The sequence below is a fragment of the Curtobacterium sp. P97 genome, from assembly GCF_023712445.1.
Lineage (GTDB): Bacteria > Actinomycetota > Actinomycetes > Actinomycetales > Microbacteriaceae > Curtobacterium.
Genome location: NZ_JAMAYF010000002.1, coordinates 286,482 through 300,857 on the forward strand (window position 1 = coordinate 286,482; position 14,376 = coordinate 300,857).

A 14,376-nucleotide genomic window follows, 5' to 3' on the forward strand; every position below is an offset into this window, starting at 1 on the left:
CAGACCCAGACCGAGCAGGAGGCGAACCATGGCTGACCCGAAGGGCTTCCTCAAGGTGCAGGAGCGCGAGCTCCCGCCCCGCCGTCCCGTGCCCGTGCGCCTCATGGACTGGAAGGAGGTATACGAGCAGCAGGAGTCCGGTGCCCTGAAGCGACAGGCCGGTCGCTGCATGGACTGCGGCGTCCCCTTCTGCCACCAGGGCTGCCCGCTCGGGAACCTCATCCCGGAGTGGAACGACCTGACCTGGCGCGGTGAGGGTCGACAGGCCATCGAGCGTCTGCACGCGACCAACAACTTCCCGGAGTTCACCGGGAAGCTCTGCCCGGCCCCGTGCGAGGCGTCCTGCGTGCTCGGCATCAACCAGCCGCCGGTCACGATCAAGCAGGTCGAGGTCTCGATCATCGACGAGGCGTACAAGAACGGCTGGGTCACCCCGCACCCGCCGGAGCGCCTGACCGGCAAGACCGTCGCGGTGGTCGGGTCCGGCCCCGCCGGTCTCGCTGCCGCACAGCAGCTCACGCGCGCCGGGCACACGGTCGCCGTGTACGAGCGCGACGACCGCATCGGCGGCCTGCTGCGCTACGGCATCCCGGACTTCAAGATGGAGAAGCGCCAGATCGACGCGCGCCTCGCCCAGATGCAGGCCGAGGGCACCCGCTTCCGCGCCGGTGTGGAGATCGGCGTCGACATCACCTGGGACGACCTGAAGTCCCGCTACGACGCGGTCGTCGTCGCGACGGGCGCCACGGTGCCGCGCGACCTGCCGATCCCGGGGCGCGACCTCGAGGGCGTCCACTACGCGATGGACTACCTCGTCCAGCAGAACAAGGCGAACGCGGGGACCACCGTCGACAACCAGCTCACCGCCGAGGGCAAGCACGTCGTCGTCATCGGCGGTGGCGACACCGGCGCCGACTGCATCGGTACGGCCCACCGTCAGGGCGCCCTGAGCGTGACGAACCTGGCGATCGGCAAGCAGCCGCCGCTCGAACGTCCGTCCGAGCAGCCGTGGCCGATGTTCCCGACGGTGTTCGAGGTCACGAGCGCCCACGAGGAGGGCGGCGAGCGGCACTTCCTGGCGTCGACCGTCGAGTTCCTCGGCAACGCCGCCGGCGAGGTCCGCGCGCTCCGGGTGGCGGAGACCGAGTACCTCGACGGCCGGCGCGTGCCGAAGGCGGGCACCGAGCGCGAGATCCCCGCCGACCTGGTGCTCATCGCGATGGGCTTCACCGGTCCGGAGACCGACACGATCGAGCCGCAGCTCGGGCTCCCCGCCACGGTGTCGGGCGCGGTCGCGCGCCAGGCCGACTACTCGACGAACGAGCCGGGCGTGTTCGTGGCGGGCGACGCCGGCCGTGGCCAGTCGCTCATCGTCTGGGCCATCGCCGAGGGACGCGCGGCTGCGTCCAAGGTCGACGAGTACCTCGAGGGCTCGACGATCCTGCCGGCGCCCGTCAAGGCCACCGACCGCGCGCTCACGGTCTGACGCCGTGAACGCCCCCGGAACACCGGTCCACCGATGAGCAGCAGGCCACCGGCACTCGATAGGGTGCTGGTGGCCTGCTCTCGTTCCGCGCGGCCCCACAGCGCGGAAACCGGCACCACCCACCACACGAAGGAATCCATTGAGACGCGCAAAGATCGTTTCGACGCTCGGTCCGGCTACGTCGGACTACGAGACCGTCAAGGAGATCATCGAAGCGGGCGTCGACGTCGCCCGCCTCAACCTCAGCCACGGTGACTACAGCGTCCACGAGGCCAACTACGAGAACGTCCGTCGCGCCGCGGAGGACCTCGGCAAGCCGGTCGCGATCCTCGTCGACCTGCAGGGTCCGAAGATCCGTCTGGCGAAGTTCGCCGACGGTCCGCACGAGCTCGCGGTCGGTGACGTCTTCACGATCACGACCGAGGACGTCCCCGGCTCGAAGGAGATCTGCGGCACGACGTTCAAGGGCCTGCCGCAGGACGTCAAGCCCGGTGACCCGCTGCTCATCGACGACGGCCGTGTGCGCCTGCGCGTGCTCGACACCGACGGCGTGCGTGTCCGCACCGAGGTCGTCGTCGCCGGTACGGTCTCGAACAACAAGGGCATCAACCTGCCCGGCGTCGCCGTCAACGTCCCCGCGCTGAGCGAGAAGGACGAGGCGGACCTCCGCTGGGCGATCCGTCAGGGCGCCGACCTCATCGCGCTGTCGTTCGTCCGCAACGCCTCGGACGTCGTCCGCGCCCACGAGATCATGGACGAGGAGGGCAAGCGCCTCCCGATCATCGCCAAGGTCGAGAAGCCGCAGGCCGTCGACGCCCTCGAGGAGATCATCGACGCCTTCGACAGCATCATGGTCGCCCGTGGTGACCTCGGCGTGGAGCTCCCGCTCGAGGCCGTCCCGATCGTGCAGAAGCGCGCCGTCGAGCTGTCCCGCCGCATGGCGAAGCCGGTCATCGTCGCGACGCAGATGCTCGAGTCGATGATCTCGTCGCCGATCCCGACCCGCGCCGAGACCTCCGACGTCGCGAACGCCGTCCTCGACGGCGCGGACGCCGTCATGCTCTCGGGCGAGACCAGCGTCGGCGAGTACCCGGTGCAGACGGTCCGCACCATGGCCCGCATCGTCGAGTCGACCGAGGACCACGGCCTCGAGCGCATCGCGCCGCTCGGCACGAAGCCGCGCACGCTCGGTGGCGCGATCACGCTCGCCGCGGTCGAGATCGCCGAGTTCACCGAGGCGTCGTACCTCTGCGTCTTCACCGAGTCCGGCGACTCGGCCCGCCGCATGTCCCGACTGCGCCACGGACTGCCCATCATCGCCTTCACCCCGAACGAGGCCACGCGTCGCCGCATGGCGCTCACCTGGGGTGTCCGCTCGTTCCTCGTGGAGCGCAAGACGCACACCGACGAGCTGTTCTCGCAGGTCGACGACGTGCTGCTCGCGAACGGCCTCGCCGCCCCCGGCGACCGGGTCATCGTGACGGCCGGTTCGCCCCCCGGACTCGAGGGGTCGACGAACGACCTGCGCGTGCACCGCGTCGGCGACGCGCACGCCGAGGCGGCTCCCGCCTACGTGCGGGACTGACCCCGGTCACCGCACCCGGTCACCACGCCGACAGGGCGCGGACGGGAGGCACGGCGCGACACCGCGCACGGCCTCCGGTCCGCGCCCTGTCGCGTTGGTCCGCCCCTGCGTCGCGTCGAGTCACCGGCGTGCCGACACGCCGGCGTCGCCGCGAGACGGACCGGAGCGAGCGAGACGCCGTCGGATCCGGCGGCGTCTCGTCGGGACGGCGGCGTCTCGTGGGGACGGCGGCGTCTCGTCGGGACGGCGGCGGCGGTCTCGACACGCAGGAACCGGCCACCCGCGGTGCGGCGCGACCGCGCGTCGGGCCGAGCGGGCAGGATCGGTGCTGTGAGCCTCCAGGACGACCGCCCCACCGCACCCACCGCAGCGGACGTCCGCCGCTGGCGCCGCTACCTGGCGGACGAGCGGGCGGAGGCCGCGGTCTACCGGAACCTGTCGACCCGCAGGACCGGTGAGGAACGCGAGATCCTGGCCGCACTCGCCGACGCCGAGGGTCGGCACGAGCAGCACTGGCTCGACCTGCTCGGTGACGACGTCGGGCGGCCGCTCCGCGGCAGCCTCCGCACCCGGGTCCTCGCCGCGCTCGCGAAGCGGTTCGGTTCCGTGTTCGTCCTGGCGCTCATGCAGCGCGCCGAGGACCGTTCGCCCTACGCCGACGACGACGACGCGACCGCGCGCATGGCGGCCGACGAGCGGATCCACGGCGAGGTCGTCCGCGGCCTCGCGAACCGCGGGCGCATGCGGTTGTCCGGCACCTTCCGCGCAGCGGTGTTCGGCGCCAACGACGGACTCGTCTCGAACCTCGCGCTGATCATCGGCATCAGTGCCTCGGGCGCCGATCGGCACTTCGTGCTGCTCAGCGGCATCGCCGGGCTGCTCGCCGGCGCGCTGTCCATGGGGGCGGGGGAGTACGTCTCGGTGCGGTCCCAACGCGAGCTGCTCGACGCCTCCGCACCCCACCCCGAGGCCGGGCGCGCGGTGGCCGACCTCGACGTCGACGCGAACGAGCTCGCGTTGGTCTACCGGGCCCGGGGCATGGACGAGGCCGCGGCGCAGGAGCACGCGGCCGAGGTCCTCGGCGGTCGAACGGTCACGGCAGCCGCCGCGACCGACGACCACGAGGCGGTGGGGAGCGGCACGAGTGCGGCGGTGTCGAGCTTCTGCTTCTTCGCCTCGGGCGCGATCATCCCCGTGCTGCCGTACCTGTTCGGGCTCGAGGGCTGGCCGGCGATCGTGCTCGCGGCCGTGCTGGTCGGCATCGCGCTCCTCGGCACCGGCGCGGTCGTCGGCGTGCTCAGCGGCGCGTCGCCGCTGCGGCGGGCGCTGCGCCAGCTCGCGATCGGCTTCGGCGCCGCCGTCGTGACGTACGGCCTCGGCCTGCTGTTCGGGACGGGCAGCGCGTAGCCGTCTCCCGGCCAGGCCTGCTGTTCGGGACCGGCAGCGCGGAGTCTGCACCCGGTCGGCGGTCACCGGTCGTCGGGGCTGGCGACCCTCACCGCCGGTCGGTGCGACCGGTGCCGACCGCCTCACGGCGGACCGCAGCGCGCGGCGGCAGCAGGAGGAGCGCGGCCGCGCCGACGCCGATCAGCGCGATGCCGGAGAACACCGTGAAGACCGACAGCGCGAGCGCCGGCGCGACGAGCACGACCACGCCGCCGATGCACGACAGCAGGCCGCTCACCACGGTCGGCGATCGCGAGGAACCGGGGTGGCCCACGACGGCACCGACGAGCGCGGCGACGCCCTCCACGAGGAACCCCACCCCGGCCAGCACCGCGTAGACGAGGAGCGGGACGGCGGGAGCGAGGAGCGCGACGAGTCCCGCCACCCCGACGAGCCCGCCGACGGCACCCGCCGTCCACCGCCACACCGCGGACGTCCCGTGCCCGCGGACCGCGGCGACCACGCGCATCGTGCCGGCGACCACGAGGTAGACGCCGAAGACGAGGGCGACGAGCACGATCGACGGCGCGGGCCAGACGACGGCCACGATGCCGAGCACGATCGCGACGACGGCCGTGGCGACGACGAACGCACGGAAGGACCGCACGGCGCGAGAGTCCACGGGTGCCCCTTCCGCTCGGTCCGCGAGGACACCGACGGTACCCGGGGGCGGTCGCCGGTGTCCGGGGGAGGCCGCGGGCGCTCTGGGGAGGTCACGGGCGCCCGGGGCGGTCGCCGGCGCCCGGGGTCGCCACCCGGCGCAATCGCTTGCAACCCCCGGCGTCGTACCGTCGCCGCAGGTGCTGGACCAGCGCCACCGACAGCGTCGTCGAAAGGTGTCCACCATGACCATCGCAGCATCGCCATCGACCTACGCCGCACCCGGCGAGGACGGGGCGCTCGTCTCCTACCGTTCCCGGTACGACCACTTCATCGGCGGCGAGTACGTCCCGCCCGCCGGCGGCCGGTACTTCGAGAACCCCACGCCGGTGACGGGCAGGGTCTTCACCGAGGTCGCCCGGGGGGACTCGACCGACGTCGACCGGGCGGTGGAGGCCGCCTGGAGGGCCTTCCCCGCCTGGTCGCGCACGAGCGTCGCCGAGCGCGCCGGCATCCTCAACCGGATCGCCGACCGGATGGAGGCGCACCTCGAGGAGCTCGCGGTCGCCGAGACCTGGGAGAACGGCAAGCCGATCCGCGAGACCCTCGGCGCGGACATCCCGCTCGCCGTCGACCACTTCCGCTACTTCGCCGGGGCGATCCGCGCGCAGGAGGGCTCGACGGGGGAGATCGACCACGACACCGTCGCCTACCACTTCCACGAACCGCTCGGCGTCGTCGGGCAGATCATCCCGTGGAACTTCCCGATCCTCATGGCGGTGTGGAAGCTCGCGCCCGCCCTCGCCGCCGGCAACTGCGTCGTGCTCAAGCCCGCGGAGCAGACGCCGGCATCGATCCACGTGCTGGTGGAACTGATCCGCGACCTCGTGCCCGCCGGGGTCCTCAACGTCGTGAACGGGTTCGGCATCGAGGTCGGCGCGCCGCTCGCCCAGCACCCGGACATCCGCAAGGTCGCCTTCACGGGGGAGACCACCACCGGCCGGCTCATCATGCAGTACGCCTCGCAGAACCTGATCCCGGTGACGCTCGAGCTCGGCGGGAAGAGCCCCAACGTGTTCTTCGCCGACGTCGCGCAGGAGCGGGACTCCTTCTACGACAAGGCCCTCGAGGGGTTCGCGTTCTTCAACCTCAACCAGGGCGAGGTCTGCACGTGCCCGTCCCGGGCGTTGGTGGCGCGCGAGATCTACGACGGGTTCGTCGCGGACGGGCTCGACCGGGTGCGCGCGGTCAAGCAGGGACACCCGCTGGACCCGGCGACGATGATCGGTGCGCAGGCGTCGAACGACCAGCTCGAGAAGATCCTGAGCTACATCGACATCGGGAAGCAGGAGGGGGCGAAGCTGCTGACGGGCGGCGAGCGGGCGGACCTCGGCGGTGACCTGTCCGGCGGCTACTACGTGCAGCCCACCGTCTTCGAGGGCGACAACGCCATGCGCATCTTCCAGGAGGAGATCTTCGGCCCCGTGCTCGCGCTCACCAGCTTCGACGGCTACGACGACGCCATCCGGATCGCCAACGACTCCCTCTACGGGCTGGGTGCCGGGGTCTGGAGCCGCGAGGCGACGACGCTCTACCGCGCCGGGCGTGACATCCAGGCCGGTCGCGTGTGGTCGAACACCTACCACCAGTACCCGGCCGGAGCGGCCTTCGGCGGGTACAAGCAGTCCGGCATCGGGCGCGAGAACCACAAGATGATGCTCGAGCACTACCAGCAGACGAAGAACCTGCTCGTGTCGTACGCCGACGGTCCGATGGGCTTCTTCTGATGCCCGACCCGGACCGCCCGGCCGCGGCGCGCGTCGCGGTGACGCCGGCGGCGGGGGAGCTCCTGCGCTCCCTCGCCGCCCGGCACGGGCCGCTCATGTTCCACCAGTCCGGCGGCTGCTGCGACGGGTCGAGCCCGATGTGCTACCCGGTCGGGATGTTCCGGACGGGGCCGGCCGACGTGCTCCTCGGCGCGCTCGACGTCGACGGTGCCGGCCCCGTCGAGGTCTGGATGTCACGCGCGCAGTTCGAGTACTGGAAGTACACGCACCTGACGATCGACGTGGTCGACGGTCGGGGCGCGGGCTTCTCGCTCGAGGTGCCGGAGGGCAAGCGGTTCCTCACGCGGTCGCGCATGCTCACCGACGACGAGCTCGACGACCTCGGTCTGGTCCCCGCGGACCACCGGACGTAGGCTGACCCCGTCGACCGCGACGACGCGGCGGACGTCTCGTCACGAGGAGGCCCGATGCGCGCACCCGCGGGGCTCCGTCCGCTCGTCGCCGCGTCCTGGCGTCGTTGTGCCCGGGTCGACCCGGACGACCGGCCGTCGCTGGCGCTGGGGCCCGACGAGCTCGACGCGCTCCGCCGCCACGGGCCGCTCGGGACGGCACTGCCCGTGGTGCGGCGGCTGCTGCTCGACGACGTGCGGTCCGCGGGGTGCGTCGTCGCCGTCACCGACGCCGCCGGGCGTCTCGTCTGGGTCGACGGCGCGCGTCCCGCCCGCAGCGCAGCCGAGGACATGGGCTTCCTGCCGGGTGCGGACTGGGCGGAGGAGCGCGCGGGCACGAGCGCGCCCGGTACGGCCCTGCGGCTCGACCGGGCGGTGCAGATCCACGCGGACGAGCACTGGGCGACCGCCGTCAAGGCCTTCTCGTGCACGGCGGTGCCGCTCCACGACCCGACCGGCGCCGTCGTCGGGGCGCTCGACATCACCGGCGACGCGCGCGCGGTCGAACGCCACACCCTGCCGCTCCTCGTCGCCACGGCCGCGGTGGCCGAGGCGGAACTGGCACTGCGGGCGGTGCAGGGCCTCCGCACCCCCGGACCGACCGGGGACGTGCCCCGTGGACGCGGCCGCGGTGCGCCGTGTCCGGCCGTCGGACTGGCCCTCCTCGGCTCGGACACCGCGACACTGACCTCCGACGGGCGCACGGTCCGGCTGTCGGAACGGCACTCGGAGATCCTCGCGGTGCTCGCATCGACGCCCGGCGGCCTCGCGGCGGCGGACCTGGCGGTCGCCGTGTACGGCGACCGCGGTGCCGTCACCACGCTCCGTGCCGAGGTGGTGCGCCTGCGTCGCGTGCTCGCGGCGCACGCCCCCGGTGCGACGGTGACCTCGCGACCGTACCGACTCCAGGGGCTGCGGACGGACGTCGACTCCGTCCTGTCCGCGCTCGACCGCGGGGCGCGCCTCCAGGCCGTCGACCGGTACGTCGGCCCGGTCCTGCCCGGTTCCGTCTCGCCGGGCGTCGACGACCTGCGCGACCGGGTCAGGACGCGGTTCCGTGAGGCGCTCGTCGCCGACGGCGGCGTCGAGGCGCTCCAGGCGTGGGCGCGGACGGCGGACGGCGCCGCCGACGCGCAGGTGCTGCGCGCGCTGCTCGCGGTCCTGCCGCCGCGGTCGCCGCGTCGGTCGGCCCTGGTGGCGGCGATCGAGGCGCTCGACGGATCGTGACGGGCGACCCGGCCCGGCCGGGAGGCGCGCCACGCGTCGACCGTCCGGCCGACGACGCGCGCCTCCCGCACCGGGTCGTCCCGCTCAGGACCCGGAGGTCGGTGCCGGGGTGGCAGAGCCGTCCGTGCCGCCGTCCCGGTCCGGCTGCGGCGGCTCCGGGGCGTCCGTGCCCTTCGGCGGCGTGGGTGCGTCGCTCTCCTCCGGCTTCGGCGCGTCGGAGCCCGTGGGCGGCTTCGGGGCGTCCGCGCCCTCCGGCGGGGCGGGGACGGCGCCGTCCTTCGGCTTCGGGGCGTCGCTGGCCGCGGGCGGAGCTGCCACGCAGCCCGGAGCCGGAGCGGCGCCCTCCGCGCCCTTCGCGCCGGGACCGGGGGCACCCTTCGTGCCCGGAGTGGGAGCACCGGAGGGTGCACCACTCGGTGCGCCGCTCGGCGCTCCCGTCGGTGCGCTCGTGGCACTCGGTGCGCCGGAGCCGTCCGCGACGGCAGCGGTGACGCCGAGCCCGCCGAGGAGCAGCGCCGCGGCGGCCGCGGAACCGATCCCCACGCGACGCAGGGTGCGCCGACGGCGGTCGGGCGCGGTGACGGGCTGGTCGTGTCGTTCGTCCTGCATGGTGTGCCTTCCGTGTCGGTGTCGGCGGACCGGGGCGGTCCGGCGACGAGGACGACGGTCGAGCTCGAACCTGAAGCAGGACTGAAGCACAGGCTTCGTCCAGCGTCCTCCATGCTGCTTGCGGGCAGTGCCCACCTACCGTGTCCGCCGTGAACGCACCCGCACGTGTCCTGGTGGTCGAGGACGACGACTCCCTCCGCACCGCCGTGGCCGCGACCCTGCGCGCCGAGGGGTTCGTCGTGACCGAGGCCACCGACGGCCGGGCGATCGCCGAGGACCTCGACCGCGCCGCTCCCGACCTCGTCCTGCTGGACTGGATGCTGCCCGGACCGAGCGGCATCCTGCTCGCGGCACGGATCCGGACGCGGTCGGACGCCGCCGTCGTGATGATGACCGCCCGCGACGAGCTCGACGACCGGCTGCGCGGCTTCGCCGAGGGGGCCGACGACTACGTGGTGAAGCCGTTCGCGATGGCCGAGCTCGTGGCTCGCGTCACGGCCGTGCTCCGCCGCCGCGGTCGGGTCCCGTCGGTGATCGAGGTCGGCGACCTCGTGCTCGACCCGGAGGGCGCGACCGTGCGACGCGCCGGCGTCCTGCTCGACCTGACGGCCACCGAGTTCCGGCTGCTGCGGTTCCTCGCCGAGAGCCGTGGCCGGACCGTCTCCAAGGGGCAGATCACGACGCAGGTGTGGGGCTACGAGGACATCGCGCCGAACCTGGTCGAGGTCCACCTCAGCGCACTCCGCCGCAAGATGGAGGTGCACGGTCCCCGGCTCGTGCACACGGTCCGCGGGCTCGGGTACCGGCTCTCCGTCGACCGGGGCGCGGCGTGACCGCGGTCGACCGACGGCTGCGCACGTCCTCGCTGCGACTGCGGACCGTGGTCGCGGTGCTCGTGCTGCTCGCGGTGCTGCTGGCCGGGCTCGTCGTCGCGGTCGAGGCGGTGCTCGGCGCGCGACTGCGTGCACAGGTCGAGGACCGACTGCGGGACCGGGCTGCCGCCGCTGCCGCACTCGTGGGGGTGCTCGACGCGGACGACCTCGCCGACCGCTTGTCGGCGCAGGGCCTCTCGGTGCGGATCGTGCAGCCCGACGGCGCCGCGGTCGAGGCAGGGCCGACACCCGACCAGCTGCGCGCCGGACCGCCCGACCCCGGGCAGCTCCCGGGTCCGGCGCCTCGCGACCGGTCGTCCTCCAGCGGCTCGACCGGGGCTGCCGACGCCGGTGCACCGGCGTCGTCCGGTGCGACGGCGTCGTCGGGTGCGTCGGCGTCGTCCGGTGCATCGGCGTCCTCCGGTGTGACGGTGGTGTCGTCGCGTGCCAGTGAGGACGACGGCGTGCTCACACTCCGGTCCGTCCTCGACGACGGCACACGCATCACGCTGACCGCCGGCACCCGCGACGTGCAGGAGACCCTGACGCAGCTCGGCTGGGTGATGGGCGGTGCGTCCGCGGTGTTCCTGGGTGTCGCCGTGGTCGGAGTGGTCCTGGTCGTGCGTCGCGCGCTGCGTCCGCTCGACGAGGTCACCGCGACGGCCCGTTCGATCGCCGACGGTGACCGTGGTCGGCGGTTGCGCCCTGCCAGGACGGACACCGAGATCGGCCGCGTCGCCGCCGCGTTCGACGAGATGCTCGACGCCGTCGAGGGCGCCGAAGCGCAGGCCGTGGCCGCTGAGGAACGGGTCCGGGGCTTCCTGTCGGACGCCGCACACGAGCTCCGCACGCCCGTCGCCGGCGTCCGCGCGGCGGCGGACACGCTGGTCCGGAGCGGTGGTGACGACCCGGCGACGACCGAGGTGCTCGCGGTGCACGTCGTCCGCCAGGCCGACCGCGCGGCGCGCCTCGTCGACGACATGCTCACGATGGCGCGACTCGACCGGGGGATCGCGCTCGACCGGCGGCCGACCGACCTCGTCCCGTGGCTGCGCGCCGAGGTCGACCGACTCGAGCTCCGGCTGCCGGGGATCACCCTGCACCCCGGACTCCCGACCGAGCCCGTCCCGGTCGAGGTCGACGCCGACCGACTCGCGCAGGTGCTCGGCAACCTCGTCGACAACGCGGCGCGGGCCACGGGCGGGACGGGGACGGTGCGGCTGACCCTCGGCACGGACGCCGACGAGGCGACGCTCGTGGTCGAGGACGACGGGCCCGGCATCCCCGTCGGTGACCGGGAGCGCGTGTTCGACCGGCTCGTCCGACTGGGGGAGTCGCGGGACGTCCGGTCGGGTGGTGCCGGACTCGGCCTGCCGATCGCCCGCGGCATCGCGGTCGCCCACGGTGGCACGCTCGTCCACGACGACGACGGGACGCTCGGCGGCGCGCGGTTCGTGCTCCGCCTGCCCCGCGCGACCCGCGCCGTCGACCCCGGGTCGGGCGCCGACCGGGGTGTCGCTCCGGCCCCGGTGTCTGCCACGATGGGGACGTGAGCGCTCATCAGGAGAACGGACGGATCGTCGCGGTGAGCCGCGACGCCGAGCACCGCTTCAGCAAGCCCGTCGTCGAGGAGATCACCCTCGTCGCGGGGTGGGGCGTCGACGGCGACGCGCACGCCGGGACGACCGTGCAGCACCGCTCCCGCGTCGCCAGGGACCCGTCACAGCCGAACCTGCGGCAGGTCCACCTGCTCCACGCCGAGGTGTTCGACGAGGTCGCCGCCTCCGGGCACACCGTCGTGCCGGGGGACATGGGGGAGAACGTCACGACCCGCGGCGTCGACCTGCTCGGACTGCCGACCGGGGCCCTGCTCCACCTCGGTGACGCGGCCTGTGTGCGCGTGACCGGGCTCCGGAACCCGTGCCAGCAGATCAACGACTTCGACCCGGGGCTGCTGCGCGCGGTCCTCGGCCGAGCGGAGGACGGCACCGTGGAGCGCAAGGGCGGCGTGATGGGCGTCGTCGTGACGGGGGGCATCGTCCGCGCGGGCGACGCCGTCCGGGTCGAGCTGCCCGAGGGAGCGCTGCAACCGCTCGCCCCGGTGTGAGGACCGGGGGCGGGGCCGGGCCCTGCTAGCCTGGAGCCCTCGCGAGTGTGGTGGAACGGTAGACACGGGGCACTCAAAATGCTCTGCCTCACGGCGTGCGGGTTCGAGTCCCGCCACTCGTACAAGGTCGCTCACGGCGTGCGGGGCTGGGCGCACCGAGCGTCCCGCCACTCGTACGAGGTCGCTCACGGCGTGCGGGGCTGGGCGCACCGAGCGTCCCGCCACTCGTACAAGGTCGCTCACGGCGTGCGGGGCTGGGCGCACCGAGCGTCCCGCCACTCGTACAAGGTCGCTCACGGCGTGCGGGGCTGGGCGCACCGAGCGTCCCGCCACTCGTACAGAAGTTCGTCGAACCGCGCATCCACAGCTGACGGAAGCCACGCGCTCCGTCTAGTAGGCTCTCGGTCGTGAGTGACACAGAAGCAACCCCCGCAGCACCGCGTCGCGTCGTCGTCGCCGAGGACGAGTCGCTCATCCGTCTCGACATCGTCGAGATCCTCCGCGACAACGGGTTCGACGTGGTCGGGGAAGCCGGCGACGGTGAGACCGCCGTCCAGCTCGCGACCGACCTGCGCCCGGACCTCGTCGTCATGGACGTCAAGATGCCCCAGCTCGACGGCATCTCCGCTGCCGAGAAGCTCTCCAAGAACCACATCGCTCCGGTGGTCCTCCTCACGGCGTTCAGCCAGAAGGACCTCGTCGAGCGCGCGACCGAAGCCGGTGCCCTGGCCTACGTCGTGAAGCCCTTCACCCCGAACGACCTGCTCCCCGCGATCGAGATCGCCCTCTCGCGTCACCAGCAGATCATCACGCTCGAGGCCGAGGTCGCCGACCTCGTCGAGCGGTTCGAGACCCGCAAGCTCGTCGACCGCGCCAAGGGCCTGCTCAACGAGAAGATGGGCCTCACCGAGCCCGAGGCGTTCCGCTGGATCCAGAAGGCGTCGATGGATCGTCGTCTGACGATGCACGACGTCGCGAAGGCGATCATCGAGCAGCTCAGCGCCAAGAAGTAACGAGCACCCGCTCGCTCACGCGGACGTCGGTGCACGGGTACGGGCCGACATCGCGCCGGTCGATCGTCACGTGCAACGTCGGAGGATGCGCCTGCACCGGGTGCGCGCGCATCGTGCGACACCGCACCTGTCGAACGACGCGTTCCGTGTCGGAGACCGCGTGCAGCGGCAGGGCCGCGGCAGAGCGCCGGACGGGAGGCGCGGGTCGGCCCCGCCGCAGCCGCGCCACGTGGCAGGGTGGGGGCATGGACGACGTGGTGATCCGTGCCTCCCGGCCGGAGGACATGCCGACGGTGGCCGACCTGCGTTGGCGGTGGAGCGTCGAGGAAGACGGCGCCGTGCCCACGGTGACGCCCGACGAGTACCGCGAGGCAATGTCGGCCTTCGCCGCCGAGCACGCCGACTCGCACCGGTGCGTGGTCGCGGAGCGCGTCGGGGAGGTGCTGGGGATGGCGTGGCTCGCCGTGCACCCGCGGCCGCCGGCGCCGCACCGGCCGCGCGGACGCGTGACCGCCGAGTTGCAGACCGTCTACGTGCACCCCGACCTGCGCGGCGGGGGCGTCGCCGGACGCCTGGTCACGGCCCTGCTCGACATCGCCGACGAACTCGGCGCGGAGCGCACCGCGGTGCACTCCAGCGTCGCCGGTGAGACGCTCTACCGTCGGCTCGGGTTCGGCGATGCCCGCCTGCTGCTGCAGCGACCGCCCGAGGACTGAACCGCTAGCGCCGCTCGCGGATCATGTTCGTGATCCGCACGGTGGAGCAGCGTCGGCCCTCGTCGTCGGTGAGCACGATCTCGTGCGTGGTGAGCGTGCCGCCGAGGTGGATCGCCGTGCAGGTCCCCGTGACCCGGCCGCTCGTCGCACTGCGGGAGTGCGACGCACTGAGCTCGATGCCGACCGCGTAGCGGCCGGGCCCGGCGTGCACGTTCGCAGCCATCGACCCGAGGCTCTCGGCGAGCACGACGTACGCTCCGCCGTGCAGCAGCCCGACCGGCTGGCGGTTGCCCTCGACGGGGATCGACCCGACGGCACGCTCCGCGCTCAGCTCGGTGATCTCCATGCCCATCTTCGTGGCGAGCTCGCCCGTGCCGCGGTCGGAGAGTCGCTCGTCGACGGCTCCGGAGGCGGTCGGTTCGTGGGTCACGTCGTCGGTCACGCTCGCGGACTCCCGTGTCGGATGGCGTCGGTAGGCT

General features: G+C 73.3%; 14 protein-coding genes and 1 tRNA gene. 12 read left to right on the top strand and 3 right to left on the bottom strand.

All coding sequences use genetic code 11. From position 1 onward, the window contains the following. Nucleotides 1–28: 28 nt before the first annotated feature. The 3 genes from M3677_RS03190 to M3677_RS03200 all read left to right on the top strand — a co-directional run bounded on the left by M3677_RS03190 (nucleotide 29) and on the right by M3677_RS03200 (nucleotide 4,478). Nucleotides 29–1,486 (top strand): glutamate synthase subunit beta, encoded by a 1,458-nt coding sequence (locus tag M3677_RS03190; protein ID WP_066654496.1) that lies wholly within the window; start codon nucleotides 29–31, stop codon nucleotides 1,484–1,486. Between the two features lie 139 nt (nucleotides 1,487–1,625). Further along, complete coding sequence (pyk, locus tag M3677_RS03195) at nucleotides 1,626–3,071, top strand: pyruvate kinase (protein ID WP_066654495.1); 1,446 nt, start codon at nucleotides 1,626–1,628, stop codon at nucleotides 3,069–3,071. Nucleotides 3,072–3,401: 330 nt separating this feature from the next. Next, nucleotides 3,402–4,478, top strand: coding sequence for a VIT1/CCC1 transporter family protein (locus tag M3677_RS03200; RefSeq protein WP_251155024.1), 1,077 nt, complete (start codon nucleotides 3,402–3,404; stop codon nucleotides 4,476–4,478). 88 nt (nucleotides 4,479–4,566) lie between these two features. Here M3677_RS03200 and M3677_RS03205 read toward each other — a convergent pair whose 3' ends face one another. Next, nucleotides 4,567–5,139: an HdeD family acid-resistance protein gene (locus tag M3677_RS03205; protein ID WP_158407755.1), complete on the bottom strand. Its 573-nt coding sequence runs from the start codon at nucleotides 5,137–5,139 to the stop codon at nucleotides 4,567–4,569. 223 nt (nucleotides 5,140–5,362) lie between these two features. Between M3677_RS03205 and M3677_RS03210 the strand changes: the two genes are divergently transcribed. Genes M3677_RS03210 through M3677_RS03220 form a run of 3 tightly spaced genes read left to right on the top strand, consistent with a single transcriptional unit; the run spans nucleotide 5,363 to nucleotide 8,580 of the window. Then, nucleotides 5,363–6,904 (top strand): aldehyde dehydrogenase family protein, encoded by a 1,542-nt coding sequence (locus M3677_RS03210; RefSeq protein WP_066654488.1) that lies wholly within the window; start codon nucleotides 5,363–5,365, stop codon nucleotides 6,902–6,904. After that, nucleotides 6,904–7,317: a DUF779 domain-containing protein gene (locus M3677_RS03215; RefSeq protein WP_251155023.1), complete on the top strand. Its 414-nt coding sequence runs from the start codon at nucleotides 6,904–6,906 to the stop codon at nucleotides 7,315–7,317. Before M3677_RS03210 ends, M3677_RS03215 begins: the two co-directional genes overlap by 1 nt. Nucleotides 7,318–7,371: 54 nt before the next feature. Further along, complete coding sequence (locus tag M3677_RS03220; RefSeq protein ID WP_251159772.1) at nucleotides 7,372–8,580, top strand: GAF domain-containing protein; 1,209 nt, start codon at nucleotides 7,372–7,374, stop codon at nucleotides 8,578–8,580. An 84-nt stretch (nucleotides 8,581–8,664) separates the two neighbouring features. On the opposite strand, the gene M3677_RS03225 is transcribed toward M3677_RS03220, so the two are convergent. Continuing rightward, entirely contained in the window at nucleotides 8,665–9,189 is a 525-nt protein-coding gene (locus tag M3677_RS03225) for a hypothetical protein (protein ID WP_251159773.1), read from the bottom strand. A gap of 149 nt (nucleotides 9,190–9,338) precedes the next feature. Between M3677_RS03225 and M3677_RS03230 the strand changes: the two genes are divergently transcribed. The 6 genes from M3677_RS03230 to M3677_RS03255 all read left to right on the top strand — a co-directional run bounded on the left by M3677_RS03230 (nucleotide 9,339) and on the right by M3677_RS03255 (nucleotide 13,897). Next, the gene (locus M3677_RS03230; RefSeq protein WP_235426333.1) at nucleotides 9,339–10,022 is read left to right on the top strand and encodes a response regulator transcription factor; all 684 of its coding nucleotides are present in this window, start codon (nucleotides 9,339–9,341) and stop codon (nucleotides 10,020–10,022) included. Next, on the top strand, nucleotides 10,019–11,614 hold the full coding sequence (locus M3677_RS03235) for a HAMP domain-containing sensor histidine kinase (RefSeq protein WP_251159774.1): 1,596 nt from the start codon (nucleotides 10,019–10,021) through the stop codon (nucleotides 11,612–11,614). Before M3677_RS03230 ends, M3677_RS03235 begins: the two co-directional genes overlap by 4 nt. Continuing rightward, a complete protein-coding gene (locus tag M3677_RS03240; RefSeq protein WP_066654478.1) occupies nucleotides 11,611–12,168 on the top strand; it encodes an MOSC domain-containing protein in 558 nt (185 codons plus the stop codon). The genes M3677_RS03235 and M3677_RS03240 overlap by 4 nt, the downstream gene beginning before the upstream one ends. A 41-nt stretch (nucleotides 12,169–12,209) precedes the next feature. Further along, nucleotides 12,210–12,290: transfer RNA gene (locus M3677_RS03245), tRNA-Leu, on the top strand. 285 nt (nucleotides 12,291–12,575) lie between these two features. Continuing rightward, the gene (locus tag M3677_RS03250) at nucleotides 12,576–13,181 is read left to right on the top strand and encodes an ANTAR domain-containing response regulator (protein ID WP_022903868.1); all 606 of its coding nucleotides are present in this window, start codon (nucleotides 12,576–12,578) and stop codon (nucleotides 13,179–13,181) included. A 245-nt stretch (nucleotides 13,182–13,426) separates the two neighbouring features. Further along, nucleotides 13,427–13,897 (top strand): GNAT family N-acetyltransferase, encoded by a 471-nt coding sequence (locus tag M3677_RS03255; protein WP_251155018.1) that lies wholly within the window; start codon nucleotides 13,427–13,429, stop codon nucleotides 13,895–13,897. Between the two features lie 4 nt (nucleotides 13,898–13,901). Here M3677_RS03255 and M3677_RS03260 read toward each other — a convergent pair whose 3' ends face one another. Next, nucleotides 13,902–14,327 (bottom strand): PaaI family thioesterase, encoded by a 426-nt coding sequence (locus M3677_RS03260; RefSeq protein WP_066658268.1) that lies wholly within the window; start codon nucleotides 14,325–14,327, stop codon nucleotides 13,902–13,904. Nucleotides 14,328–14,376: the final 49 nt, after the last annotated feature.